This is a genomic window from Pseudomonas sp. 37 R 15, from assembly GCF_900004865.1.
GTDB lineage: Bacteria > Pseudomonadota > Gammaproteobacteria > Pseudomonadales > Pseudomonadaceae > Aquipseudomonas > Aquipseudomonas fluorescens_AM.
In genome coordinates this window covers 73,183-96,845 of record NZ_CVTV01000062.1, presented here as the reverse complement: position 1 = coordinate 96,845, position 23,663 = coordinate 73,183, and the positions used below count along the sequence as shown (strand labels likewise).

Here is a 23,663-nt window from a genome sequence, read left to right as displayed (position 1 = left end):
ATTCTAGTATTTACGCATATCACGTCAACCGTTACTTTCAGGCCCATTCTTCTTGATGCGAACCTGATATGCCCAAAACTTCCTTAGCTGCGATTCAAATTGCAGCCTGTCTCGGCTTCTTGGTTGTCCAGCTTGACGTCAGCGTCGTCAACGTTGGGCTCGGAACGTTGAAGGCAGCATTCGACACCAATCTCACCGGCCTCCAATGGGTGATCAACAGCTATGCACTGGCTTTTTCTGCCTTGCTGATTCTCGGCGGTGCATGGGGTGACAAGTTCGGCGCCAAGACAATCTTCGCGGTGGGGTTTGTAATTTTTACAGTCGCCTCGATTGGCTGCGGACTGTCAAACAGCATGGCGATGCTCATTGGTATGCGCATCGTTCAAGGTATCGGGGCCGCCCTGCTGGTTCCAACCTCCTTGACGTTGATCAGAGTCAGTTTTCAAGACCCTGAAAAACGGCGTTCGGCCGTGGCAATGTGGGGCGCGTGCGGCGGCATCGCCTTGGCTGCCGGTCCAGTGATCGGTGGATTGTTGATTGAGTCACTCGGCTGGCGCAGCATTTTCCTGCTTAACGTACCGATTGGCATTCTCGCGGTGGTATTGATCCTGCGTCATGCCCCGCAGTCGCCTCGTACTGATCAGAAAGTGGATGCGCTGGGCCAAATCTGTATTGCTGCCTGTCTGGCGTCTCTGACCTATGCACTGACTGAGTCAGGTGCTATCGACTGGAGCACTGAAACCCTTTCAATCCTGTTGCTCGCCGGCGTGTGTGCAGTGGCCTTCGTGCTCATCGAGCGACGGATCAAGCATCCGATGCTTCCAGCCCGATTGGCCAAAAACAGGATCCTCGCCACCACCGCTCTGGCAGGGGCAGCGATCAACCTGACGTTTTACGGCACGGTCTTCGTGTTCAGCATCTACTTTCAGTTGTTCCTGCACTACGATGCCTTCCGCACGGGACTGGCATTTATTCCACTGACCGCAGTGTTGACCTTCTCTACGATGGTGTCCTCCCGGATTGCCAAACGCGTGAGCGCCGCAAAAATCATCACGACCGGATTTCTTATTCAGATCGTCGGTTTCCTGGCTCTGTCCCAAGTCACTGCACAGACATCGCTCTGGTACTTGAACGTCGCCTTGATGATCGTAGGCATCGGCAGCGCCTCGTCCGTTCCCTCGATTACCAATTCAATGTTGTCAGCAGTCTCTCAGCAGGACGCCGGCATGGCCTCTGGATTAATGGCTTCAGCACGTCAATTAGGCGGGGTCATCGGCGTAGCGGTGTTCGGCGGACTGATCAGCAGCACCGCGCCCGAAGCGTTTGCCCGGGGTTTATCCAACTCGATGCTCGTCTCGGCTGCCGCTCTTTTTTTCTGCATTTGCGTCAACCATTGGGTAAACCGAAAGTCGTCCTGAACATTGGGGACTTACCATCATTCGACGATGGACTTGCTTATCGGTTTACCCGCTGACACCAAGGTTTCCAGCCTCAGGTGATCCTCAATCGCAAGTAGATTGGTAAACCGGGAACCATTGGCACAACTGCGCGACCTGCCGAGCGACGTGCGCTTCGACGTCAGCATCACCCAAGTGATCAAGCACATCGCAGATCCAACCGGCGAGCGTCCGGCACTCCTCCCCCGTAAAGCCTCGCGTCGTCACCGCCGCCGTTCCTATCCGCAGCCCGGAAGTCACGAACGGCGACTGGGGATCATTCGGCACTGCGTTTTTGTTGACCGTGATGCCGCAGCGTTCCAGCGCAGCGTCGGCGTCCTTGCCGGTAATGCCCTGGCGAATCAGGCTGAGCAGAAACAGGTGGTTGTCGGTACCTCCGGAGACGACGTCATAACCCCGCTCGATAAAGGTTTGCGCCTTGACTTGGGCGTTCTCGATGACACTTGCCTGGTAGGTCTTGAATGTCGGCAGCGCCGCTTCCTTGAAGCACACGGCCTTAGCGGCGATAACTTGCATCAATGGCCCGCCCTGACTACCGGGGAACACTGCCGAGTCGAGTTTTTTCTCAAGTTCGGCATTGCTTCTGGCCAGGATCAGCCCTCCGCGTGGGCCGCGCAGCGTTTTGTGCGTGGTGCTGGTCACCACATCAGCGTAAGGCAACGGACTCGGGTACAACCCCGCCGCCACCAGCCCCGCCACGTGTGCCATATCAACCATCAGCAACGCCCCGACTTTATCGGCAATGGCCCGAAAGCGTGGGAAGTCGAGCGTGCGTGAATACGCCGAGAAACCCGCGACGATCATGCGGGGTTGATGCTCGACGGCCAGGCGCTCGACTTCGTCATAGTCAATCAATCCGCCAGCATCAGTGCCGTACTGTACGGCGTGGTAGAGCTTGCCGGAACCAGACACCTTGGCACCGTGAGTCAGGTGGCCGCCGTGCGCCAGGCTCATACCTAGCAACGTGTCGCCGGGCTTCATAAGTGCAAGGTAAACGGCACTGTTGGCCGACGAGCCTGAGTGTGGCTGGACGTTGGCATAATCTGCACCGAACAGCTGTTTGGCCCGATCAATCGCCAGTTGTTCGATGACATCGACGTGGGCGCAACCACCGTAGTAGCGTTTTCCGGGATAGCCTTCGGCGTACTTGTTGGTCAACAAGGTGCCTTGCGCCTGCATCACCTGTGGGCTGGCATAGTTCTCCGAAGCAATCAGCTCAATGTGTCGCTCCTGACGTCGGGACTCGTCGGTAATAGCGGCGGCCAATGTTGGATCGAAATCAGCGAGGGACAGGCTTTTCTTGAACATGAATTTTCCTTGAACAATGTTTTGAGGCTAATCAGGGCGGTCAGGCGAGAAAATCTTCCACCAGTTTTACCCAGCAATCGGCGCCCAACCGGATCAGCTCATCATTGAAGTCGTAGTGCGGGTTGTGCACGGAGCAGCCGTGAAACTCGCCCTCACCATTACCCAGCAAGAAATAGCACCCTGGCACTTCCGTGAGCATCCAGGCGAAGTCCTCGGTGGCCATTACCTTCGGTCCGCGGCTTTGCAGGTGGCCAGGTTCAAAGAGTGGTGCAAGGCTTTCGCGCACTCGTTGCGTTTCGGTCTCGTCATTGATTAGGGCGGGGGCCAGCGGGGTAATTTCCAGGTCAATGCTCACGCCGAACGATTGCTCGTGACCGCGGACGATCTGTTCGAGTCGCTGATTGATCTTTTGCTGTGTCTGCGGGGTGTCGGTACGCACACTGATCAGCATGCTGGCCTCATCAGGAATGATGTTGTAAACACTCCCGGCCTGCAGCATGCCGATGCTGATGACCGCGTATTCCTCCGGGCCGAGGTTGCGCGACTTGATGGTCTGGATCGCATTGATCAGGCTGGCTACGACAGGCAATGGATCAACCGATTTCTCTGGCATGGCGCCGTGTCCACCTTGGCCGGTGATGCGCAGCGATACACGTTGCGAGGACGCCATGGTCGGCCCCGCCTGAACCACAGCCGTGCCCAAGGGGTAACCAGGCATGTTATGCAGCGCGAAAATCGCATCGCAGGGAAATCGCTGGAACAGGCCGTCGTCGATCATCGCCTTGGCCCCACACAAGCCCTCCTCGTCCGGTTGGAAAATTAAATTCAGGGTGCCGTTGAATTCGCCGTGGGTTGCCAGACGATAAGCCGCCGCGAGCAGGATCGCGGTGTGCCCGTCATGCCCGCAAGCATGCATGCGATCGGCAATCTGGCTGGCATGCGCAAAGGTGTTTTTTTCTTGCATGGGCAGCGCGTCCATATCGGCGCGCAGACCGATACGGCGTGTGCTCTCGCCTCTTTTCAGGACACCGACCAGGCCATGTCCGCCGATACCGCGATGCACCTGATAGCCCCATTGCGTCAGTTTGGCGGCGACCAGTTCAGCGGTGTTTGGTGTTTCGCCGCCCAGTTCAGGCGCAGCGTGAATTTGCTTGCGCAAGGTAATGAAACTTTGCAATTCGGTTTGGTTCAACGCTGATTGGTTCTGTTGATTGCGCATGGGTCAGTCTCGTCCAATATTTTCCGGAAACAGTTTCAGGCAGCACAGGCTGATTACTCCGCCGACAAGCAGGTAGAACGCCGGGGCCGTGGGTGTGTTTAGTGCCGAGGTAAGCCAAGTGGCGATCAAGGGCGAGAAGCCGCCGAACAGAGTGACGCCGAAGCTGTAACTCACCGAGGTGCCGAGCGCTCGGTGCTGCTTGGCAAAGCCTTCCATGATCATCGCGAAAAATGCCCCCGAGCCCACACACCCGGGCAGTACCAGAAGCGCGACGATCAGCATCGCGATGTACAAGTCAGTGGTATGCGACAACAGCCATAGCGCGGGCCATGCTGCGATAACCGGTAAGGTGATCGTCCAGACCAGCAGTTTTTTGCGCAGGCCGTGGCGGTCAGCGTAGCGCCCTGCTATCGGCGTGATGATCGCCAGGCACGCGGCAGAAGCACAGGCAATCGCCAATGCGCTGCGTTGCGCATAATGCAGTGCACTGACCAGATACGCCGGCATGTAGAAAATGAACAGGTACATGCTGATGGTTGCGCTCGCCATCAGTCCGGTGGCGAGTACGGTATTGCGCAAATCAATGACCTCGCGCCAGCGGAGTTTGTGCACTGTGGATGGTGAAGAGCTGATGGCGGGCGCCTCGAGGGTTTCCGGCAGGCAGCGGCGGATGTACCAGCCGACAGGGCCAATCAGCAAACCAATGACAAAAGGGATACGCCAACCCCACGCTTCCAGGTCAGGCGTGGTCATGACACTGCTAAGGAGAAGACCGATTCCAGCCCCTACCAGCGCCGCGTAACCCTGGCTCGCAGCCTGCCAGCTGACGTTGCGGCAACGATTTTTCGTCGCCGACGATTCCATCATCAACACCGAGGCGGTTCCGACTTCTCCACCGGCAGAAAAACCTTGAGTCAGCCGGCCGATAACCAGCAGAACAGTGCCCAATACTCCTGCTTGCTGATAAGTGGGGGCGAATGCGATCAGCGCTGTACCCAGTGTCATCAGTGCAATAGTCAGCGTCAGCGCGGCCTTGCGCCCTTTCCTGTCGGCGAAACGGCCAATCACCATCGCCCCTACCGGACGCATCAGAAAGCCCACCCCGAACGCCGTCAACGACATCAGCAATGACGCGATCGGCGACTGGGCCGGGAAAAAGTTCTTGGCGATGATCACGGCAAAAAAGCTGTAGATCGTGAAGTCGTACATCTCCAGGGCATTGCCCAGGGCGCACGCTACCGTGGCTTTTCTTGAGTTGGATGTGGCCGGATTGGAACGCATCGTTCCTCCGTTGGCCAGGGAAGTGTCCGAATGCAGGGTCGTCATGGCACGCTCCGATTTCTTATTGGCGTTATGCGAGACCAACTATCGGGGAACTCCGAAGACGAATCACTTGCGCTTTTTGCAGGCAATTAACCAATGGTTAACTTGATTGCGTCACGTCCTTTGAATGCGCCCTACAACGGTGCCGCGCGAGGGCTTGATGACGGGTATCGCACCAATGGCTTCCATTATTCAGACGCATGCAGTCGCCGAATCGAAGTAGTCGGGCTTCTTTTTGTGATCTTTGCAGACGCCTGCCGCCCTCATTGCATCGGTCATTCCCCAGCAAATTAACCAGTAGGCATACCCATGCAAAATTGACCATTTCCGCCGGTTTTTATTTTCGTGGAGGCTGCGACCCATCAGCCATCACGTCTACGGAGCGTCTGAAATGGTTATGTCCGCCGCGCGCAATTGTTCATTGACCGCTTTGCTCTTGGGGCTCGGGCTACCGACGTGTAGCCAGGCTGAGGGATTCCCTGCCATTGCCCGAGTAGCGCCGGGATTTGGCTATTACAACGTCGATAAGGGCTATACCGACAAGCTCAATGTCTACGGCACGCTCGACGCATTTGTTAATTATCAGGACTCGGGCCATCACTCCGGGACCAAAGTCGCGGGAGGCGGCGCCTGGACCAACAAGCTTGGGCTTTACATGCGCAAGGCACTCAACCCTGACACGGTGCTGGAGTTCGACGTCGAGGAAGGTTTCAACCTCAATGGCCAAGCGCTGAGCGAGCACTGGAAGCAGGTCGGCACACTACGCCTGGCAGTGGCGGCGCTGCGTTCGCGGGAGTACGGCAAGTTGGAGTTCGGTAAAACCTATGGCATGGGCACGCCGACATTTGCTGATCCGTTTCTGGCCACCTACGGTTCGCCCTATACCTACCTGACCAGCCCGCCCGCCGGGCTCGGTGCCTATTATCTGGATATGCGACCCAAGCACACCCTCGCCTACACCACGCCCAAATTCGCCGGTTTCAGCGTGGCCACCGCCGTGAGCCTGGGCCTGAACGATACCGCCAGCTCCGGCAAAACCGTGCGCGGCAAAGGCATGAGTGTTCAGTACAGCAATGCGCGGTGGATTTTGCTGGGCTCATTCAATGATTACTTGAGCGATCCATGGGACGACGGCGACCGTAAGCGGCAGACCCACAACTACTTCAAAAGCGCTTCGGCGTTTTATGACTTCGGGCCGCTGTCTGCCAATGTCACCTGGCAGCGCCAGGACGTCGACTACCACGCCACACCGAGCATGAGCGCATGGACGTTGGGCCTTTCCGCGCCCGTTGGCAAAGCCGATGTGGCGCGCATGGCACTGGTCAAGCGCGACATCGAATTCGGCGGCAAGGACGCCATCGGGATCATGCTCGGCTACGACCATTTCCTGAAAAAGAATTGGGCCATCTATGGTCGAGTCGCCTTGATCAATAACCGCCCCGAATCCGCTATCAGCTATGCGGGAATCCCCCTCGAGCAAATCGGTGGCGACCCCAGTAACCTGGCCGTCGGCATGTACTATCACTTCTAGTAAGTCGGTTCTGCCGACGACTCAGCCGCCAGCTTGGATTTAAGACCGTAGAACAGATCTCTCGCCGGCGACGTCAGCGAGTGGCGGTCAACGCACACCAGATAAATCGGGTATTCGGGGATGACCTCTTCGACTTCGACGAGGACCAGTTCCGGTACCCGTCCCGGCGGCAGTGCACTGCCCAACGCAAGATTGCTCAGGGTCATGAACGCGTCGGCATTCTCGACCAGGCGCAAGGCCAGAAACAGCGAGGCGCACTCGATGACCTTCTGCGGCGGATGAATATCGTTGACCTCAAACATTTGGTAGAACTGCGACGATTGGTCGTCTACCTCGTCTAGGCTGATCCAGTTGGCGTACTGTAATTGCCGCAACGAGGGCGAATGCCGCATCGGGTTGTTCGGACTACATACTACCGTGCCCTTGATCCGGTGGAGAGCTTCCCAATCGAGATTCAGACGTTGAGTGTTTTGTTGAGACGTCAGGGCAAAGTCCAGGCTCCCGTCGCGCAAACGCTGGACGATATGGCTGGGGCGCAGCTCGATGAGTTTGATCCGCACCCGGGGGTTTTTCGCCTGGTAGTCACTGATGCACTTCTCAAAACCCGGCAGCATGGCTGTCAGTGAAGTGACTCCGACAGCCACCTCCCCCACAGCCATGTCATGGATATTATCGGCCTCGATCTGCAGCCGCCGCATACTCTCGACCGCCATGTGGGCATGACGGATGATCCGCCGTCCTTCATCAGTCAACGACATGCCTTTGTAGGAACGCTGCAGTAGGGTCAGGCCCAATTCGCGCTCCAGATCTTTGATGGAACGGCTCAACGCAGGCTGGGTGACATGCAGCATCTGCGAGGCTTCATTGATGCTGCCGCACTGGTTGATCGCGACCAAGGCTCTGATTTGATGGAATTTCACGGTGTGCGACTCGCTTTTTATTTGGCGCCAACCATAAAGCAAGATGCCAGCCAGTTACCACTCTGTCGCTGAGCGCAGCTCGCCAGGCTAATGCGGATCCGGTTCAGGTTGAACCTCTGTTGCTTACGTGGACTCCCAGATCTAAATCCAGGAGAAACGTATGACCCAGACAGCTTTGGTCGTGGGCGCCAGCGGCATCGTCGGCAGCGCCATCACCCAGTTACTCATCGACAACCAGTGGCAGGTCGCCGCGCTTTCGAGGCACCCGTCGCCAGTGCAAGGCGTGATACCTGTTGCGGCAGACCTTCAGGATCCTGCTTCGCTGGAACAGGCGCTTGCGGGTTTGAAGCCTACGCATGTGTTCATTACTACCTGGTCACGGCAAGCCACGGAGGCCGAGAACATTCGTGTCAATGCCGCCATGGTACGCAACGTGCTGGCCGCCATCCGGCCGGCCAAGAGCGTCGAGCACGTAGCGTTGGTTACTGGCCTGAAACACTACCTCGGCCCATTCGAAGCCTATGGTAACGGCAGCCTTCCGCAAACACCGTTCCGCGAGGACCAGGGCCGTCTGGACATCGAAAACTTCTACTACGCCCAGGAAGACGAACTTTTCGCCGCTGCTGAAAAGGACGGCTTCACCTGGAGCGTTCACCGCCCGCATACCGTTACCGGGGTTGCCGTAGGCAACGCGATGAACATGGCCACCACCCTCGCCGTCTATGCCTCGATTTGCAAACACACTCATCGCCCCTTTGTGTTTCCCGGGTCACGCGTGCAGTGGGACAGCCTCACCGACATGACGGATGCCCGGCAGTTGGCCAAACAACAATTGTGGGCGGCCACTACGCCGGCTGCGGCCAATCAGGCATTCAACGTCACGAATGGCGATGTCTTTCGTTGGAAATGGATGTGGAGCCGAATCGCCAAATACTTCGACGTGCCAGCCGCCGATTATCCCGCTTCACCCTCCCCCCTTGCCAGGCAGATGGCTGACGACCAAGCCGTATGGACGCAAATGGTCGCGCAATTCGGGCTGAAAGAAGCCGATATCGGTCGGCTGATATCCCCATGGCATACCGATGCAGACCTGGGTCGACCCATCGAAGTGGTCACGGACATGTCGAAAAGCCGTGCCATGGGCTTCACCGCCTACCAGGCGAGCGATCAGGCATTTTTTGACGTGTTCGACAAACTACGCGAGACACGCTTGATACCCTAAGCCGTTCCTGAGACACCAGGCCGTTTGTTGCCTCTCACGGCAGGCATCAATCGGCCAGAAGTGCCCAGCGTTCGTGATCACACCAGACTCTGGCGATCTGAAGGTATTTCGCGCGTGTAACGGCGCTTGTCAACGCGTCTCCTGCCGCAACCAATGCCGCGCAGGCCAATGCCAGCGATTCCAGCCGAACGCGTGAGCGAGGCCGTAACGCGTGAGACCCGCGTCGCGTCGTTACCGTTGACGTTCTTCGCGAGCAAGTTCGCGCCTACAAAGGGTTCGCGTTGGTCACCGCAGGTTCTTGTCGAGGAACGCCCGTATAACAGGAATGATCTCCTTGCCATGGGTTTCCAGCGCAAAGTGCCCGGTGTCATAAAAACGAATATCCGCCTTGGGAATATCGCGCTTCCACGCCTCGGCGCCGGCCGGCAGGAAGAATGGGTCGTTCTTTCCCCAGACCGCGAGCAGCGGTGGCTGGTACTGGCGGAAGTACGCTTGGAAGGCCGGGTACATCGCTACGTTCGAGGCGTAGTCCAACACCAGGTCGAGCTGGATGTCGGCATTGCCCGGCCGGGAGACTTGCAGCCCTTCCAGCGTGTAGCCATCGGGTGAAACCGCGCTTTGGTCGGCCACGCCTTCCAGGTACTGCCACTTGATCGAGGCGGGGGTTGGGAAATCGCGCAGGGCCTCACGGTTTTCTTGGGTCGGGGCGTGCCAGTAGCGTTGGATAGGCGCCCATCCTTTGCCCAGGCCTTCTTCGTACGCGTTGCCGTTTTGGGAAATGATCGCGGTCACCCGCTCCGGATGGGCGCTGGCCATGCGCCAGCCCACGGGGGCGCCGTAGTCGTGGACCATCAGCGCGTATTTATCGAGTTTGAGCTGTTCGGTGAACTGGCCGATGGTCTTGGCCAGTTGGCTGAAGGTGTAGGCGTATTCGCCGCGTGGAGGGGCTTGGGTGAAGCCAAATGCCGGTAGGTCTGGCGCGATGACGTGATAGCGGTCGGCAAGCTCGGGCAGGAGTTCGCGGAACATGAAGGATGAACCGGCGAAGCCGTGCAGCAGCAACACGGTCGGCGCGCTGGGGTCGCCGGCCTCGCGGTAGAACACCTTTACGTCACCGACCTGCTCATAACGGTAATGCACTGTGTTGTCGGCGACAGCGCTGCTCATCAGCAAGGAGGCGGCGAGCCCGGCAGCGGCCATGGAGGCGTTGGACGTAGTCATGATGTGGCTTCCTGTGTAACCGTTAAAGTTGGTGTTTGAAGGTTATTCCCGGATTTGGTAACCTGTCAAACATAATTTATTGGTTACAGGCCGCCCCATGAATCCGAACAGCACTGCTTCAGGCGCACTTTTTCTGGCTGACAACCTTGCCCTCGATTTCATCAACTCCGAGTACGGGGTGGGTGATCAGCGCCATGACTGTTTCGTCGATGATCACAGCGTCATGAGTTGGCTGGCGCAAGCGGGGCTGTTGCCCGAGCACGTTGAGCTGCAGGCTCCGAGTGGGCTGCTGGCGCTCGCTCGCACGCTTCGCGCGAGTTCAAGGGCGGTGGTGAATGCCGCAATGACAGGCGTTGCCGTCGATCTTGCGGTGATCAACCAGGTGCTTGAAGCGGGGCAGCCGGTGAGCCGGCTGGAATGGGAACAGGAGAAGAAGGCATTTCGAGCTGCCACTTATCCTCGGGACAGCAGTCCGGCCAGCCTGCTTGGGCCGGTGACCGAGGCGCTGGTGGGCTTGGTCACTCACGATAAGTTTGAATACGTCCGGCAGTGCGAGGCCCACGACTGCGTGCTGCTGTTCCATGACCTGAGCAAATCACACCGCCGCCGCTGGTGCAGCATGGCGACCTGCGGCAACCGGATGAAGGTGGCGGCGTTTCGTTCCAGGAATAAACCTTGATCGTTCTCGCCGCCCGTATCCGCCGAGGGCGATGCGCGCCCCATGAATGGTCGCCCCTTTTTTATTGATGAGTGTCCGCTTCCTCAGCCGGATAAAACTCGCCCTCCTTGCCGATTTTTTTCAGGCGTTCGCGCACAGTTGCCTCAATGCTGGCGACGGCGGCTTGATCGTCAGGGTTGACCAACTGCAAGCACAGGCGTCGGATATTCTGATCGTGGGTGCCCTCGCTCATCATTTCGTGGGTGAAGGCTTGTTTGCCACGCCACAGGCATAGCTGGGTATGCGTCCCGCCGAGCCATATTTCGTTGATTGACTCAAGGTCGGTGGTGGCCAGTTTATCGGCGGTGATTGTCTTATCCATTGCGCTGTACCTTAGCCATGAGTAGATACAGGTAGACTGATCGGCAGAGTCGGTCGTTCCAAATGACCCATCGGTAAGCTTCGAACCGGCGCAGTGAAAGGCCTGGTTTGCAACGCAGGTCCGGCTAATGAATTCTGGAGGCAGCAGGGTGGATACAACTCAAACCGCAGAGGTCTGTCAGGACGTTGAAACGTCAATTTGGCGAACCGCTGATTGGCTGAATAAACCGAACCGTTGCCAAGCCTTCACTGACGGTTCCCTGGAGGTGGTTACCGACTCCCAAACCGACTTTTGGCGTGAAACGCACTACGGGTTCATACGCGATAGCGGACACTTCCTGGGATTTGCGGCGTCAGGCGCCTTTACGGCTCAGGTCAGAGTCAACGCTGACTTGCGCGAGCTGTACGATCAGGCAGGAATGATGGTCAGGCTCGATGAGAAGACTTGGCTCAAGGCAGGCATAGAAATCAATGACGGAACCCCTATGATCAGCAGCGTGCTGACCCAAGGTCAGTCGGACTGGGCGCCTGGCTGCTTCCCCGGCAAGCCGGACGATTTTTGGCTTCGCATAACCGTTTCCGGGGGTGTGCTGCGCTTGCAGTATTCAACCGATGGTGTGACTTGGCCATTGCTCAGGCTTGCGCCCTTCCCAGAGGCGAAAATCTATACCGTTGGCCCCATGTGCTGCACACCGCAGCGCCAGGGTTTGAGGGTAAGGTTTTCTGAATGGTCTTTAACCCAGCCTCTCGGGCGAGATCTGCATGATTTGAGCTAGGCACATACACCTTGCGAGCCGCAGAGAGGCTTTTGCCGCAAGGCCTGTCAAGCGCAAGGTAGCGGCTCGTCAAGGCATGTAGCGCCGCGTATCAGCGGCACATGCTGCGCCGCTTTTGCGTTGACCAACCCAGTCAACCGGGGATCCTGGAAAATTTCAACTTGTCGGGAAAATGGTTCGAAGCCTGATCGGCGATAAAAATCCAACGCGGCGGGGTGATCAAATGTACAGGTATGAACCCAGAACCGTTCGATAGGCCGTGCCCAGGCGCGCTCGATAGCACGGTTCATCAGCCAACGCCCAACTGGCCCTCCAATCAACGGACTCGATAGACCAAAAAAAGCCAGCTCGCACGAGCCTGGCTGACGAAAGTCTAACTCCAGCAGCCCTTCGCCGCCGTCGTGCCCACGCAGGTGGTAGATGTCCACGTCAGGCGAATGAGTAATTTCGTCCAAGCCGTCATCGGTCATGGCCAAGCGGCTGAACCACAGCCAATCTTCTCCAACATTCTTATAAATCGCACGGTAGGCGTCGGGTTGAGGATTCAACACACGCTCGAAATCCCAAGCGGGTGTGGCTGTTTCCGGCCTCAAATCAGGGCGCGACGTCATCGACAGCGACGTGACCACTGTAGCAAGCATGCCATCAGGTACTGAGTGGTAGCCTTCTTTCATCCTGTATCCTCAATTCTTTGTAAGCGTCCGGCGAGGTCATCTCTATCGGATTCTGAATAAATAGCACCATTGGCTCGTTCGTCCTTGCGTTAATTCGCTACGAAACCTTGGGTGACTATTTCTCACCGCTACTGGAACACGATGCCAGCGTCACCTTGACGGGCGCCGCACTAGCGCCCGCTCAGCACGTTATCTATCGCGCAAACCACCTGCCTCGTCGCCTCCTCGATCGATCCCTCATTGCGGCATAAAACCCAACCGTGATCGGCAACCGCGCGTTCGAACGCATGGGTGCAGGCGGCATGTTCTTCCAGCGTGTGCAGCACCGTACTGTTCAGCCCACGCCGGCGTGCCGCTGCCCTCGCCCATGAGGTGTGCGCGTGGGTGACAACCCCGACATGCAGGTCCGGCACCTGCACGTGACGGTCGAGGTTCAGTTGCAGAATCTGCGCAAACGGAATCAGCCGGCGAAAGGCCGCGTCGGACGGATACCAGCGGTCAATCAGGATGATGCTGTCAGAAGGCTGTTCAGGCAGTACGTGCCTGGAAATCCAGCCACGGCTATCGGCTAACCGCTCACACACCGCCCACTCCAGTGCCGGGTCGGGATGTCGGACGAGCTGGTTGACCAGTCCCATGGTTTCACCCCGGTGGGGATCGCTGTTTTTTTCGCACAGCCTGACGACCTTTTTATGATCGGCCCTCAGCGCTGCCGTCACCGCTTCCAGCAGCGTGGTCTTGCCGGTGCCCTTGGGCCCGTCCAGCGAAATGAACAGCGGGCGACTCATAGCTTCCTCGCCATCCTGTTGCCAAACGCCAAGCATAGCATCGCAACTGGCTTAACCGACCATCCCTCTCTGGCTTTCCGGCAACCCGGTCTCGAACCCCAACGCCCATGCCGCGATCAGACGCTGCGGGGTCTGGCAGGTTTTGCGCTTGAGTACGAAGTTGCGGCACTTTTGCGCAAACTGTTGGCGGTCTTGCACCATGTCCAACTGCATTTGTGCCAGCTCCCGTTCGCGACAGCGCTCAACCTGTTCGATATCCAGCGTGGCTTTACGGGTGCGTGCGAGCAGGTATCGCTCATCGTTCAGCGCGCTGCCGGCTTGTTGCGCGAGCCACAGGCCGAATGCGTGCGGGCAACGGGGGCCGATGTCCTGGATCATTCCATAGTGCCGGGCCTGAAGAGCACTGATGGGCAGGCATTCTTCGGTGAGCCTGTGCGCGACTTCACTGCCGACGGCCCGTGGCAGGCTGTAGGTCCAGTATTCGGAACCGTACAGTCCCATACTTTTGTAATGAGGGTTCAGCACCACGCCTTCGCGTGCCAATACGATATCGGCGGCCAGCGCGAGCATGACGCCGCCTGCGCCCGCACTGCCGGTCAGGCCACTGATCACCAGTTGCCCGGCCGTCAGAAGCTCATGGCAGACATCGTCAATGGCTTGAATGTTGGCCCAGGCTTCCAGCCCCGGCACCTCGGCCGCCTGGATGACGTTAAGGTGAACCCCATTGGAAAAGCTGCCGCGACCGCCCTTGATCAACAACACCTGGGTGTCTCGCCCCTTGGCCCAGCGCAACGCAGCCACCAGCCGCTGGCATTGTTCAGTGCTCATGGCACCGTTGTAGAACTCAAACGTCAGCTCGCCGACGTGACCGAACTCCCGGTAGCGGATCGGTTGATAGGCCTGCCGATTGAACGCCTGGCGGGCGATGGCGCTATCAAGCACCGGAATACCGGCCAGGCCCTCGGCCAGCACATGCCGCGCCGGCCGCTTGAAGGTTTCTTCCCCTGGCTGGGCCTTGCGTTTGAGCGAGCCGATCCAGACGCTGTGATCCCCGGTCGCCACCAGCACGGCGTCGTCCTGTACCGCAAGGATTTCTCCCGGCGTCCCCTGGCGTGAATCCAGGTGCGCGTCGTACAGGTAATACTGGCCGCCCTGGAGGCTGGCCAACACACCGGGCTGGCCATCGGCGGCGTCGATACTGCGCTTGATGAAAGCTGCGCAATCGAACCAACTGAAGGTCCGGTCAGCCTGGGTCATGTTCGGCTGCAAACGCCCGATAACACTGGGTTGCGTGTAGTCGAGGGGGACCGGGACGAAGCCCTTGGCGAATTTTTCCACCACGTCGCGGATGCACACCATCGCGGCGTCACTCACCGGGCCATTGTACAACTCGGATTTGCGCACATTGGCGGGCATGTCGAACTCACAGGTCGACCAGATCGGCCCGGCATCCATTTCCTCGACCGCCTGCAGCGCCGTGACGCCCCAGCGGCCGAGCTGCCGGGTGATGGCCCAGTCCAGCGCACTGGCGCCACGGTCGCCGACAATGCCTGGATGGATGATCACCACCGGGCGCTGCGGGTGGCTCCACAGTTGCCGGGGCACACGGTCCTTCAAAAAAGGGCAGATCACCAGGTCCGCGCCTGAGTCCTCGATCTGCTGACACACGGAGGTTTCGTCCGTGAACACGACAACACTGGGATCATGACCCGCCTGGCGCAAATCCAGCCAGGCCCGCTGGGTCAAACCGTTGAATGCCGATGATAATAAAAGGATCTTCACTGATCGCATGGCTGACTCGTCCTTGAGATGCGCGACCAGAGACGCACGTTGAACCGTCCCTGGTCTTCGATGGAGGCCTGATGGTACAGAGCGGGCCAGCAAGGACACCTGATCAGGATCAATGGTGAGCCCCGCTGGTAACCCTATTTTAGCTGACCTTGATAACGACCTTGCCGAATGGGCCGCGCGCCAGGTGCTCGTAGGCCTCACGCGCCTGTTCGAAGGGGTAGACGTGATCGATCACCGGACGGATGTGATGGGTGTTGAGGCACTCGTTCATCCGATCGAATGACGCGCGTGGGGCAACCGCAATGCCACGCAGGGTGGTTTGGCGGAAGATCAGCGGCATCAACTTCAGGTTAGCCGTTTGCCCGGTCAGGAAGCCAATCTGCGCAATGCGGCCACCCACTCTGGTTGCCTGGACGGAGTCGTTGATACCTTCGCCACCGGCGACTTCAAGAAGCAGGTCCACGCCCTTGCCGTCGGTAAGCTTCAATACTTGCAATGTGGGAGGGGGCTTGCTCCCGTTAGCGGTGGGCCAGTCAAAGATGCATTGACTGAGACTCCCTCATCGGGAGCAAGCCCCCTCCCACAGCCAGATTACCGCCACAGCCAGCTTGGCTGTTCGAGTTGACAGCACGAGGCAAACATCCACAACCTGCACCTCTGCCCGCCCTGCCCCGAGGCCACCCGTGGATTATTTCGCCGCCCTGACCGCTTTCGTCGAAGCCGCTGAAGGCAATAACTTCTCCCGCGCAGCCGAGCGCCTGGGCATCAAGGCCTCCACTGTTTCACGCTACGTGAAGGACCTTGAGCAGGACCTGGGCATCGCGCTGTTCAACCGTTCCACACGTACCCTGCACCTGACCGAAGGTGGCCAGACGTTCCTGAGGCACGCCCGCAGAGTGCTCGAGGAACTGGAACACGCCAAGGCGGCGACGTCGGCGTTGAATCAACACCCGCGCGGGGTGTTGAAGCTCAACCTGCCGCCGGCCTTTGCCCGTCATCATATCCTTCCGGCCTTGAGCGACTTTCGCCTGCGCTACCCACAGATCAGCGTCGAGCTGGTGCTGGATAACGCCCAGGTCAACCTGATTCATGCCGGTGTCGATCTCGCCATCCGCATTGGCGCGCTGGCCGATTCCACGCTCAAAGCGCGCAAACTCTGCGACGGCCACTACCGCCTGGTGGTGAGTCCGGCATTCGCCATGCAGCACCCGCCGCCCTCGACGCCCACCGATCTTGCCAGTGTGCCCGCAATACTGGGCACACAGGCCGCGAGCGATATCACCTTCGTCGCCGACAGCCGGGTAGCGTCGTTGGTGCATGGCGACTGCATCCGGATCAATGACCTGGACGCGCAATTGATCGCCGCGCGCCAGGGCTTGGGGTTCGCGCTGTTGCCGGACTGGCTGGTGGCCCGCAGCCTCAAGGCCGGCGAGTTGGTGGTGTGGCTGCCGCAATGGCGCATCCAGGGCGCCGAGCGGGCATTTGCCGTGTGGTTCGTCTACCCGCCCAAGCGCATCGTGTCTTCCAAGGTCCGGTGTTTTATCGACTTTATCGTTGAGCGCCTGGGCGAGACACCGGACTGGAACTGACTCAGCTGAAGCGAATATCCAAGGCACGCAGGTAGGTTTGCAGCCCCGCGTCCTGAATCGGGATCAGGAACGCCTCGGTGTCGGCTTCGTTGAAGTGCGCATGCCAATACCCCGGCGGCGTCACGAAGGCCAGGCCAGGCGCCCAGTCGACCCGCACCGGGTTGCGAATCTGCCCGTCCGCCTCCAGCTCGGTTCCCACCAGGGAGTAGCAACCGGGCGGGCAGTCAATGATGAAATCCAGGGCGATCGACTGATGGCGGTGGGGCTTTTGCACCGAGCCGGCCGGCAGAATTCCATACATCGCCCACAGCACATGCGTCACGGTGCGGGTTTGGGGGAAATTGCGGTTGCCCAGCAGGATGCTGATGCGGCTGCGGTCCTGGGCACGCGGATCGTCGGCTGCTTCACGCAGCTTCGCGTTGGCCAGTGCCGCCGGGTACAAGGTTGGGGTAAAACGCTCGGCGCTGGCGGTCACGCCCAGGTAACGCAACAAGGGTTCGTCGTGCACATAGTAGAGACGCGCATCCTGGCTGGCGCAAAATTGCGCCTCCTGCAGGCCGGGCAGCGCGATAAAGCAGCCCGTTGACCATTCAATCACTAACTCACCCTGAACCGCACGGCCCTCTCCCGCGATCACATAGAACACCTGCGAAGTGGCGTTGGGGTGCAAGGTGAGCGTATCGCCGCGATTAAGCCGCATGAAGTTCGCGCACAAGCCCGGACCGGTCGCCGGGCCTTCACAGCCCAGGGCGTCGCTGAGGTCCAGCGGTACCACGCGCGAAGGGCCGCTGTCGTACAGCGAGGCGGGAAAGCTGTGATAGGGAATGCGCGGGATGAGATTGGCACTGATAGGGTTGGCCGCCTTGCTGTACTCGAAGTACTCGGCGTCCACTTGGTTGATAGCGCTCAGGGCGGGATCGAATTCACGGTTCATCAGGCTCACCTCAGTCCGGGGCTGGTTGCGCAGCGCGGTTGAATGCGCTGCGTGGGTGAGTGAACTATAGGCACGACGCGTCTGCCGATTAATCCCTTGATCCGCACAGCAGTTATGCCAAATGGGGCGGTGACTGTTCAGCGTTCGCGGCACCTGACTTAACGCCGCGCAAACGGCGCAATGTTCAGCCCCAGGCTCTCGCGCAATGTCGTCCCTTCATACGCGGTCCGGTAAACGCCCCGCTCCTGCAGTAACGGAATGACCTCCCGGGTAAATCGAGCAAATTGCTCCGGGTGCCCGATGTAGATGTTGAAACCGTCCACGGCACGGGCCTGCAGCCAGTCCGCCATTTTCTGCGCGACCGTGTCGGCCGTGCCTGTGAACGCGCCCGGACGCAGTTGCCGACCAAACTCCACCGCCTGGCGCAGCGTGAAGCCGTTCTCGCGGGCCTGATCGGCAATGCGCTGGGCGGCGGTGAAAAAGCTGCTGCGCGCAGCCTCCAGGCTCTCTTGAGGAAAGGGTGCATCGAGGTCGTACTGGCTGAAGTCATGCCAGCCGAAATGACGTCCGAACTCTTTGAGTGCCAGCTCGAAACTATGGTCGACCTGATGATAATGCTGCTCGATGTCGCGGGCGTGCGCATCGGTGTCGCCCACATACACCTCGGCCCCCGGCATGATCAGCAGTTGCTCGGGGTCACGGCCCGAGGTCAGCGCCCTGCCCTTTATATCCCGGTAGAACGCCTGGCCCTGCTCGATGCTGGCGGCATGGGTGAAGATCACATCGGCTGTCGCGGCGCCCAGGTCGCGACCTTGCTCGGAATCCCCAGCCTGGAATATCACCGGCTGGCCCTGGGGTGAGCGCTGGATATTCAATGGGCCGACCACTGAAAAGTGTTCGCCCTGGTGATTGAGGCTGTGCAGTTTGCTCGGGTCCAGAAATTGCCCGGTGGCACGGTCGCGCACAAAGGCGTCGTCCTCGTAGGAGTTCCACAGCCCCTGCACCACCTGCACGTGTTCGGCCGCGCGGCTGTAGCGCGTGGTGTAGTCGTAATGCTCGTCACGGCAGTAATTGCCGGCAGTGCCGGCGTCGCCACTGGTCACCACGTTCCAGCCGGCGCGGCCTTTGCTGATCAAGTCCAGGGAGGCCAGGCGCCGCGCAACGTTATAGGGCGCGTTGTATGAAGTCGTCAGCGTACCGACCAGGCCGATATGCCGCGTGCTGACGGCCAGTGCCGACAACAATGTCAGCGGCTCCAGGCGGTTGAGGTAATGGGACGGCGAGCCCGGGGTGATGAATTGGCTGTCGACGATGAACATCAAGTCGAACAGCGCCGCTTCAGCCTGGCGTGCGATATCGATATACCAGTCGATGTTGACGCTGGCGTCGGCAGGCAATTGCGGATCGAGCCACAGGTTGTGGCGGCCCGGGCCACCGCTGCCCATGGTCAAGGCGCCCAGTTTGAGCTGTCGTGTGGTCATGTCAGAGGCAATCCTTGGGGTATTCAGGGCTGTGTTTGTGCGACGGCCGGCTGCAGGGCCGCGCTGAATGAGGGGTCGAACAGGCTGGCGGCCGGGAACGATTTGACCAGGCCCTGGCTGGCGAAAAAGTCCACGGTCTTCTGCGCTTCAATGGGCGCCTGGGCGTTCAGCGGCTCGACGGTGGTGCGCGCCCGGGCAAACCAGACGCGTGCAATATCAGCGTCGGCGCGGGTGCGTCTGGACCAGGCGTCGGCGTAGGCATTGGTGTTGGCCGGACTTTGGCGTGCCCAGTCGCGGGCTTTTTTCAGACGCTGGAGAAAGTCGCTGATGGGCGCACGCTTGCTCTCGACCGCCGTGGCGTTGGCGGCGATAAAACTCTGCGCCGGGATCAACCCTTCTGCCGTCGCCAGTACGCGCGCACCTTGACGTTCCTGTTGGGTGACATAGGGTTCCCAGGTAGCGATGACGTCGACCGCACCGCCTTCCAGCGCATGGGAGGCATCCAGTGCACTGAGGTAGCGCAGCTCCAGGGCGTCCCGGGCAACACCGGCTTTATCCAATGCGCTCAGCAGCAGTTGCTGACTCCAGGAGCCTTTCCAGATGGCGGCGCGTTTGCCTGCAAGGTCCGCCAGGCTGTGGATCGGCGAATCCTGTTTCACCAGAATGGCCACGCCCGCCAGGTTTTGCCGGCTGACGGCAATCACCTTGATCGGCGCGCCCAATGCGCCCAGGAACAACACGGGCGCGTCGCCGAGCAGGCCTATATCCAGGCTGCCGACATTGAGCGCTTCGGCCACCGGCGATCCGGCAGTGAATTGTTTCCACTCAAGGGTGTACGGCAAGTCATCGAGCACCCCTGCCGCTTCCATCGCGGCCTGGGCGTTGTAGCTCTGGTCGCCTACTACCAGCGTTTGCGCATGCGCGCCCAGGCAGATCAATGCGGTGGCCAGTGCGGCCGCCAGTGTTGTCAGGTAACGCACGTTCGTCTCCAGATGCCGTGTGAGGCACTTCAGGTCGATCCGCGCGTGCGGTCTCGGGGGTCGTTGTGGGGGCTACGATGAGGTTGTAAGAATGCCTTGTAAAATATCTTTAGTGCATAACCTAATGCTGTAAAAATGCAGGCATTGCATTTTAACGATCTATCTCGGTTGCCCCTTCCCTCCCTGCTAAACGCTCAAACGTCATAAACCCCTGCCCGTCGCCGTGGTAATCTCGCGCCACCACGAATAGACATTGATCGTCACTTGACGATGACCAAAGCCAGGAAAGACCATGCCCAAGATTTCTCACTCAGCGCTGCGCCGCAACTTCCGCGAACTGCTTGCCAAGCCAATCTGTGTCGAAACCGCCTCGGTTTTCGACCCCATGTCCGCGCGTATCGCGGCTGACCTGGGCTTTGAGGTCGGTATCCTCGGCGGCTCCGTCGCCTCCCTGCAGGTACTGGCGGCACCCGATTTTGCGTTGATTACCCTGAGTGAGTTCGTCGAGCAGGCCACCCGTATCGGCCGTGTCGCGCAGTTGCCGTTCATTGCCGACGCTGACCACGGCTACGGCAACGCCCTCAACGTGATGCGTACGGTTGAAGAATTGGAACGTGCCGGCGTTGCGGCGCTGACCATCGAAGACACCCTGTTGCCTGCGCAATTCGGGCGTAAATCCACGGATTTGATCTCCGTCGAGGAAGGCATCGGCAAGGTCAAGGCGGCCCTCGAAGCGCGTGTCGACCCAGAACTGTCGATCATTGCCCGCACCAACGCCGGCGTATTGCCCACCGAAGACGTGATCGCCCGCACCCAGGCCTACGAAAAGGCCGGCGCCGACGGGATCTGCATGGTCGGCGTCAAAGACTTCGAGCACCTGGAAAAAATCGCCGAAAAGCTCACGGTACCGCTGATGCTGGTGACCTACGGCAACCCGCAGCTGCATGACAGCGAGCGCCTGGCCAGCCTGGGCGTGCGTATTGTGGTGGCCGGGCATGGCGCCTACTTTGCCGCGATCAAGGCCACTTACGACAGCCTGCGTGCGCAACGCCAGCTCACCCACAGCACCTCGAACCTCAGCGCCACGGAGTTGACCCACACCTACACATTGCCGGAAAGCTATGTGGCGTGGGCTGAAGAGTTCATGGATGTGAAAGAGTAAAGACCGCGCCGGTGCTGGTCCTGGCGATCAGTACCGGCGCGCGCTTTCAGTGGATCAGCATCAACCCACCCAGCCCACTGCGGCCTTTGGAATAACTTCCGACTCGTCCAGCTTGGACGCAAACATGCTCACCGCCTGCACCGCATCGCTGGTGCTGGTGCGGATCTGCAAAATCACCGATCCGGCCTGATCGGCCAGGCTCACCCCGCGCTGCGCACCTTCCTGGGTAGCGTTCATGCTGCTCACGGCATCCCGGGTTTCGGTCAGGATCATGCCGATCATCTCAGCGATTTCCGCAGTGGAGCGGCTGGTACGCCCCGCCAGTTGCCTGACCTCATCGGCCACCACCGCAAAGCCGCGTCCCTGATCACCGGCGCGTGCAGCCTCAATGGCGGCGTTGAGCGCCAACAGGTTGGTCTGGTCGGCAATCCCGCGAATGGTATTGACGATCGCGGTGATCTGTTCCGAGCGATCGCCCAACTGCCCCACCAGCCGCGCCGATGCGCCGATATTGTCGGCAATGCGGCGCATCTCGGTGGCGGTATCCTGAATGACCTGAGTGCCGTGCTCGGCAAAGCGTTCGGTTTCCGATGAAATATGATAAGCCCGCGACGCCCCGCGCGAGTCCTCCTCGAACTTCTCGACGCGCTCGGTGATATCGCTGGCGAACTTGACGATCTTGACCAACTTGCCGTCGCCGTCGTAGACCGGGTTGTAACTGGCCTCCAGCCACAGGACCCGGCCGTGTTTGCCGAGTCGCTTGAACTGACCGGTGAAAAACTCACCGTTGTTCAAACGTCGCCAGAAATCAGCGTATTCACTGCTGTTGATCAGGCTCGGCTCGCAAAACAAACGGTGATGCTTACCTTTGAGTTCCGCCAGCGAATACCCCATGACGTGTTGGAAGTTGGCATTGGCGTCCAGCACCTGGCCGCTCAAATCGAACTCGATCACCGCCATCGCCCGGTCCAGTGCGGCGAGTTTGCTGCGGGTGGCGGCTTCCTGCTCGACCTTGGCGGTGACATCCAGCGCGTACTTGACCACCTTCAGCACCTGCCCACGCTCATCCAGCAGCGGGTTATAGCTGGCCTCCAGCCAAATGGTCGCGCCGCTGCTATGCACGCGCTTGAAGGTGCCGGACACAAACTTGCCGGCGCGCAGGTCGCTCCATAATTGAGCGTAGGCCGGGCTGCTGATGAGGGCGGGGGAGCAAAAATCGCGATGGGTCTTGCCGGCCAATTGCTCGCGGCTGTAGCCCAGGGTATTCAGAAAATTATCGTTGGCACGCAGCACCTTGCCGTTGAGGTCGAATTCGACGACGGCCATGGAGCGTTCGAGTGCAGCAATCAGTCCTTTGTACTCATCGACTTCGACCGTCCTGGCCGCCAGTTCTTGTTTGAGTTTCGCGTTGAACATGATGTCGCCCTCAGCCATGCGGAGAATCGGTGTCTAACACGCTATCGGCGCGGCTTTAAGTGACTTTACCCGGGATGGAGTTTTCTTTTTTGACGTCAGAAAAACTACTGGGCGCCATCGTGACCCGCAGGGCCTCAATGGTTAGACTGCCCGGCAACGTTTACGCCAACGCGAGAGGTTTTCATGGCAAACCACGATCTACAGTTCACCCCTGATCCGGATGCGGAGTCCATCTCCTGCGACGTGATCGGCTTCAACGGCATCCTGGTTTCCACCCAGATTCCAACCCACGCCGACGGCAGTCTGGAACTGGGCGATATCACGCGGCAAAGCGAATGCACCCTGCAAGCGCTGAAAGTCGCCCTGGAAAAAGCCGGGAGCTCCATGGACCGGGTGATGCACCTGACCATCTACCTCACCGACATGGCTGACCGGGCCGCGTTCAACGAAGTGTACAAGCGCTTTTTCGCCAAACCCTGGCCGGTACGCGCGGCAGTAGGCGTTGCCGAACTGGCCGTCAAAGGCATGCGGGTTGAAGTCACCGCAATGGCCGCCAAGGCCTGATACCTGAGGGGGCTGTAGAAAATGTGGGAGCGGCGGTGCGACGATTCGATTTGCCCCCGATGAGGAAGAGTCAGTGAGTGCATCAGTGACTGATACACCGCCATCGGGGGCAAGCCCCCTCCCACATTTGGAACGGGATCGACACAAAATACCGGTCGGCTCTAAGGCCGCCGCGCTTTTGATCTTGATCTCAGGCGCCCCGTTAAACCACGCTGGCCGAACGCAGGCTTGAATCCGTGGGCAACCCGGCAGGACGCCGGGTTAGCCG

The 23,663-nt window shown here is 59.5% G+C and carries 20 protein-coding genes and 3 pseudogenes; 8 read left to right on the top strand and 15 right to left on the bottom strand.

Annotated features, from left to right (window positions below; translation table 11 throughout):
• The first annotated feature begins 68 nt into the window (after positions 1-68).
• The gene (locus BFQ04_RS27665) at positions 69-1,418 is read left to right on the top strand and encodes an MFS transporter (RefSeq protein WP_065953509.1); all 1,350 of its coding nucleotides are present in this window, start codon (positions 69-71) and stop codon (positions 1,416-1,418) included.
• A gap of 84 nt (positions 1,419-1,502) precedes the next feature.
• On the opposite strand, the gene glyA is transcribed toward BFQ04_RS27665, so the two are convergent.
• From glyA to BFQ04_RS27650, 3 genes are read right to left on the bottom strand one after another with little or no spacing between them, the layout of a single operon-like run.
• Complete coding sequence (gene glyA / locus BFQ04_RS27660) at positions 1,503-2,765, bottom strand: serine hydroxymethyltransferase (RefSeq protein ID WP_065953508.1); 1,263 nt, start codon at positions 2,763-2,765, stop codon at positions 1,503-1,505.
• 40 nt (positions 2,766-2,805) lie between these two features.
• Positions 2,806-3,984 (bottom strand): M20 aminoacylase family protein, encoded by a 1,179-nt coding sequence (locus tag BFQ04_RS27655; protein WP_065953507.1) that lies wholly within the window; start codon positions 3,982-3,984, stop codon positions 2,806-2,808.
• Positions 3,985-3,987: 3 nt separating this feature from the next.
• Complete coding sequence (locus tag BFQ04_RS27650; protein WP_065953506.1) at positions 3,988-5,310, bottom strand: MFS transporter; 1,323 nt, start codon at positions 5,308-5,310, stop codon at positions 3,988-3,990.
• Positions 5,311-5,698: 388 nt separating this feature from the next.
• On the opposite strand from BFQ04_RS27650, the gene BFQ04_RS27645 reads away from it, so the two are divergent.
• Positions 5,699-6,838, top strand: a complete 1,140-nt coding sequence (locus BFQ04_RS27645; protein ID WP_065953505.1) for a porin — start codon at positions 5,699-5,701, stop codon at positions 6,836-6,838.
• On the opposite strand, the gene BFQ04_RS27640 is transcribed toward BFQ04_RS27645, so the two are convergent.
• On the bottom strand, positions 6,835-7,758 hold the full coding sequence (locus BFQ04_RS27640) for a LysR family transcriptional regulator (RefSeq protein WP_065953504.1): 924 nt from the start codon (positions 7,756-7,758) through the stop codon (positions 6,835-6,837). The two genes, BFQ04_RS27645 and BFQ04_RS27640, sit on opposite strands and share 4 nt — an antisense overlap.
• A gap of 160 nt (positions 7,759-7,918) precedes the next feature.
• Here BFQ04_RS27640 and BFQ04_RS27635 point away from each other — a divergent pair, with 160 nt between their 5' ends.
• Positions 7,919-8,980 (top strand): SDR family oxidoreductase, encoded by a 1,062-nt coding sequence (locus BFQ04_RS27635; RefSeq protein WP_065953503.1) that lies wholly within the window; start codon positions 7,919-7,921, stop codon positions 8,978-8,980.
• A 285-nt stretch (positions 8,981-9,265) separates the two neighbouring features.
• Here the strand turns inward: BFQ04_RS27635 and BFQ04_RS27630 are convergent, their stop codons facing one another.
• Complete coding sequence (locus tag BFQ04_RS27630) at positions 9,266-10,201, bottom strand: alpha/beta fold hydrolase (protein WP_083218082.1); 936 nt, start codon at positions 10,199-10,201, stop codon at positions 9,266-9,268.
• A gap of 97 nt (positions 10,202-10,298) precedes the next feature.
• On the opposite strand from BFQ04_RS27630, the gene BFQ04_RS27625 reads away from it, so the two are divergent.
• On the top strand, positions 10,299-10,880 hold the full coding sequence (locus BFQ04_RS27625; RefSeq protein WP_065953502.1) for a CGNR zinc finger domain-containing protein: 582 nt from the start codon (positions 10,299-10,301) through the stop codon (positions 10,878-10,880).
• A 61-nt stretch (positions 10,881-10,941) separates the two neighbouring features.
• Here BFQ04_RS27625 and BFQ04_RS27620 read toward each other — a convergent pair whose 3' ends face one another.
• A complete protein-coding gene (locus BFQ04_RS27620) occupies positions 10,942-11,241 on the bottom strand; it encodes a hypothetical protein (RefSeq protein WP_065953501.1) in 300 nt (99 codons plus the stop codon).
• 196 nt (positions 11,242-11,437) lie between these two features.
• Here BFQ04_RS27620 and BFQ04_RS27615 point away from each other — a divergent pair, with 196 nt between their 5' ends.
• Positions 11,438-12,016: a DUF1349 domain-containing protein gene (locus BFQ04_RS27615; RefSeq protein ID WP_256544627.1), complete on the top strand. Its 579-nt coding sequence runs from the start codon at positions 11,438-11,440 to the stop codon at positions 12,014-12,016.
• 47 nt (positions 12,017-12,063) lie between these two features.
• Here the strand turns inward: BFQ04_RS27615 and BFQ04_RS27610 are convergent, their stop codons facing one another.
• The 4 genes and pseudogenes from BFQ04_RS27610 to BFQ04_RS27595 form a co-directional block, all read right to left on the bottom strand.
• Positions 12,064-12,690 carry a GNAT family N-acetyltransferase gene (locus BFQ04_RS27610; RefSeq protein WP_065953499.1) on the bottom strand — a complete coding sequence of 209 codons (627 nt, stop codon included), beginning with the start codon at positions 12,688-12,690 and terminating at the stop codon, positions 12,064-12,066.
• A gap of 170 nt (positions 12,691-12,860) precedes the next feature.
• Positions 12,861-13,478 carry a dTMP kinase gene (locus BFQ04_RS27605; protein WP_065953498.1) on the bottom strand — a complete coding sequence of 206 codons (618 nt, stop codon included), beginning with the start codon at positions 13,476-13,478 and terminating at the stop codon, positions 12,861-12,863.
• A gap of 51 nt (positions 13,479-13,529) precedes the next feature.
• Complete coding sequence (locus BFQ04_RS27600; protein WP_065953497.1) at positions 13,530-15,269, bottom strand: hydrogenase maturation protein; 1,740 nt, start codon at positions 15,267-15,269, stop codon at positions 13,530-13,532.
• Between the two features lie 139 nt (positions 15,270-15,408).
• Positions 15,409-15,762 (bottom strand): annotated as a pseudogene (locus BFQ04_RS27595) (zinc-binding dehydrogenase); the annotation flags it as partial.
• A gap of 190 nt (positions 15,763-15,952) precedes the next feature.
• On the opposite strand from BFQ04_RS27595, the gene BFQ04_RS27590 reads away from it, so the two are divergent.
• Positions 15,953-16,858: a LysR family transcriptional regulator gene (locus BFQ04_RS27590; protein WP_065953495.1), complete on the top strand. Its 906-nt coding sequence runs from the start codon at positions 15,953-15,955 to the stop codon at positions 16,856-16,858.
• A 1-nt stretch (position 16,859) separates the two neighbouring features.
• On the opposite strand, the gene BFQ04_RS27585 is transcribed toward BFQ04_RS27590, so the two are convergent.
• The 3 genes from BFQ04_RS27585 to BFQ04_RS27575 all read right to left on the bottom strand — a co-directional run bounded on the left by BFQ04_RS27585 (position 16,860) and on the right by BFQ04_RS27575 (position 20,253).
• Positions 16,860-17,792: a cupin gene (locus BFQ04_RS27585; RefSeq protein ID WP_065953494.1), complete on the bottom strand. Its 933-nt coding sequence runs from the start codon at positions 17,790-17,792 to the stop codon at positions 16,860-16,862.
• A 158-nt stretch (positions 17,793-17,950) separates the two neighbouring features.
• Entirely contained in the window at positions 17,951-19,273 is a 1,323-nt protein-coding gene (locus BFQ04_RS27580) for an LLM class flavin-dependent oxidoreductase (RefSeq protein WP_065953493.1), read from the bottom strand.
• A 23-nt stretch (positions 19,274-19,296) separates the two neighbouring features.
• Entirely contained in the window at positions 19,297-20,253 is a 957-nt protein-coding gene (locus tag BFQ04_RS27575) for an ABC transporter substrate-binding protein (RefSeq protein WP_065953492.1), read from the bottom strand.
• Positions 20,254-20,545: 292 nt separating this feature from the next.
• On the opposite strand from BFQ04_RS27575, the gene BFQ04_RS27570 reads away from it, so the two are divergent.
• Positions 20,546-21,415: an isocitrate lyase/PEP mutase family protein gene (locus tag BFQ04_RS27570; protein WP_065953491.1), complete on the top strand. Its 870-nt coding sequence runs from the start codon at positions 20,546-20,548 to the stop codon at positions 21,413-21,415.
• Between the two features lie 60 nt (positions 21,416-21,475).
• Here BFQ04_RS27570 and BFQ04_RS30605 read toward each other — a convergent pair.
• Positions 21,476-21,952 (bottom strand): annotated as a pseudogene (locus tag BFQ04_RS30605) (methyl-accepting chemotaxis protein); the annotation flags it as partial.
• Between the two features lie 111 nt (positions 21,953-22,063).
• Positions 22,064-22,831, bottom strand: a pseudogene (locus BFQ04_RS30600) (PAS domain-containing protein); the annotation flags it as partial.
• Between the two features lie 183 nt (positions 22,832-23,014).
• Between BFQ04_RS30600 and BFQ04_RS27560 the strand changes: the two are divergent.
• Positions 23,015-23,395, top strand: a complete 381-nt coding sequence (locus tag BFQ04_RS27560; protein ID WP_065953490.1) for a RidA family protein — start codon at positions 23,015-23,017, stop codon at positions 23,393-23,395.
• The last annotated feature ends 268 nt before the right edge of the window (positions 23,396-23,663 follow it).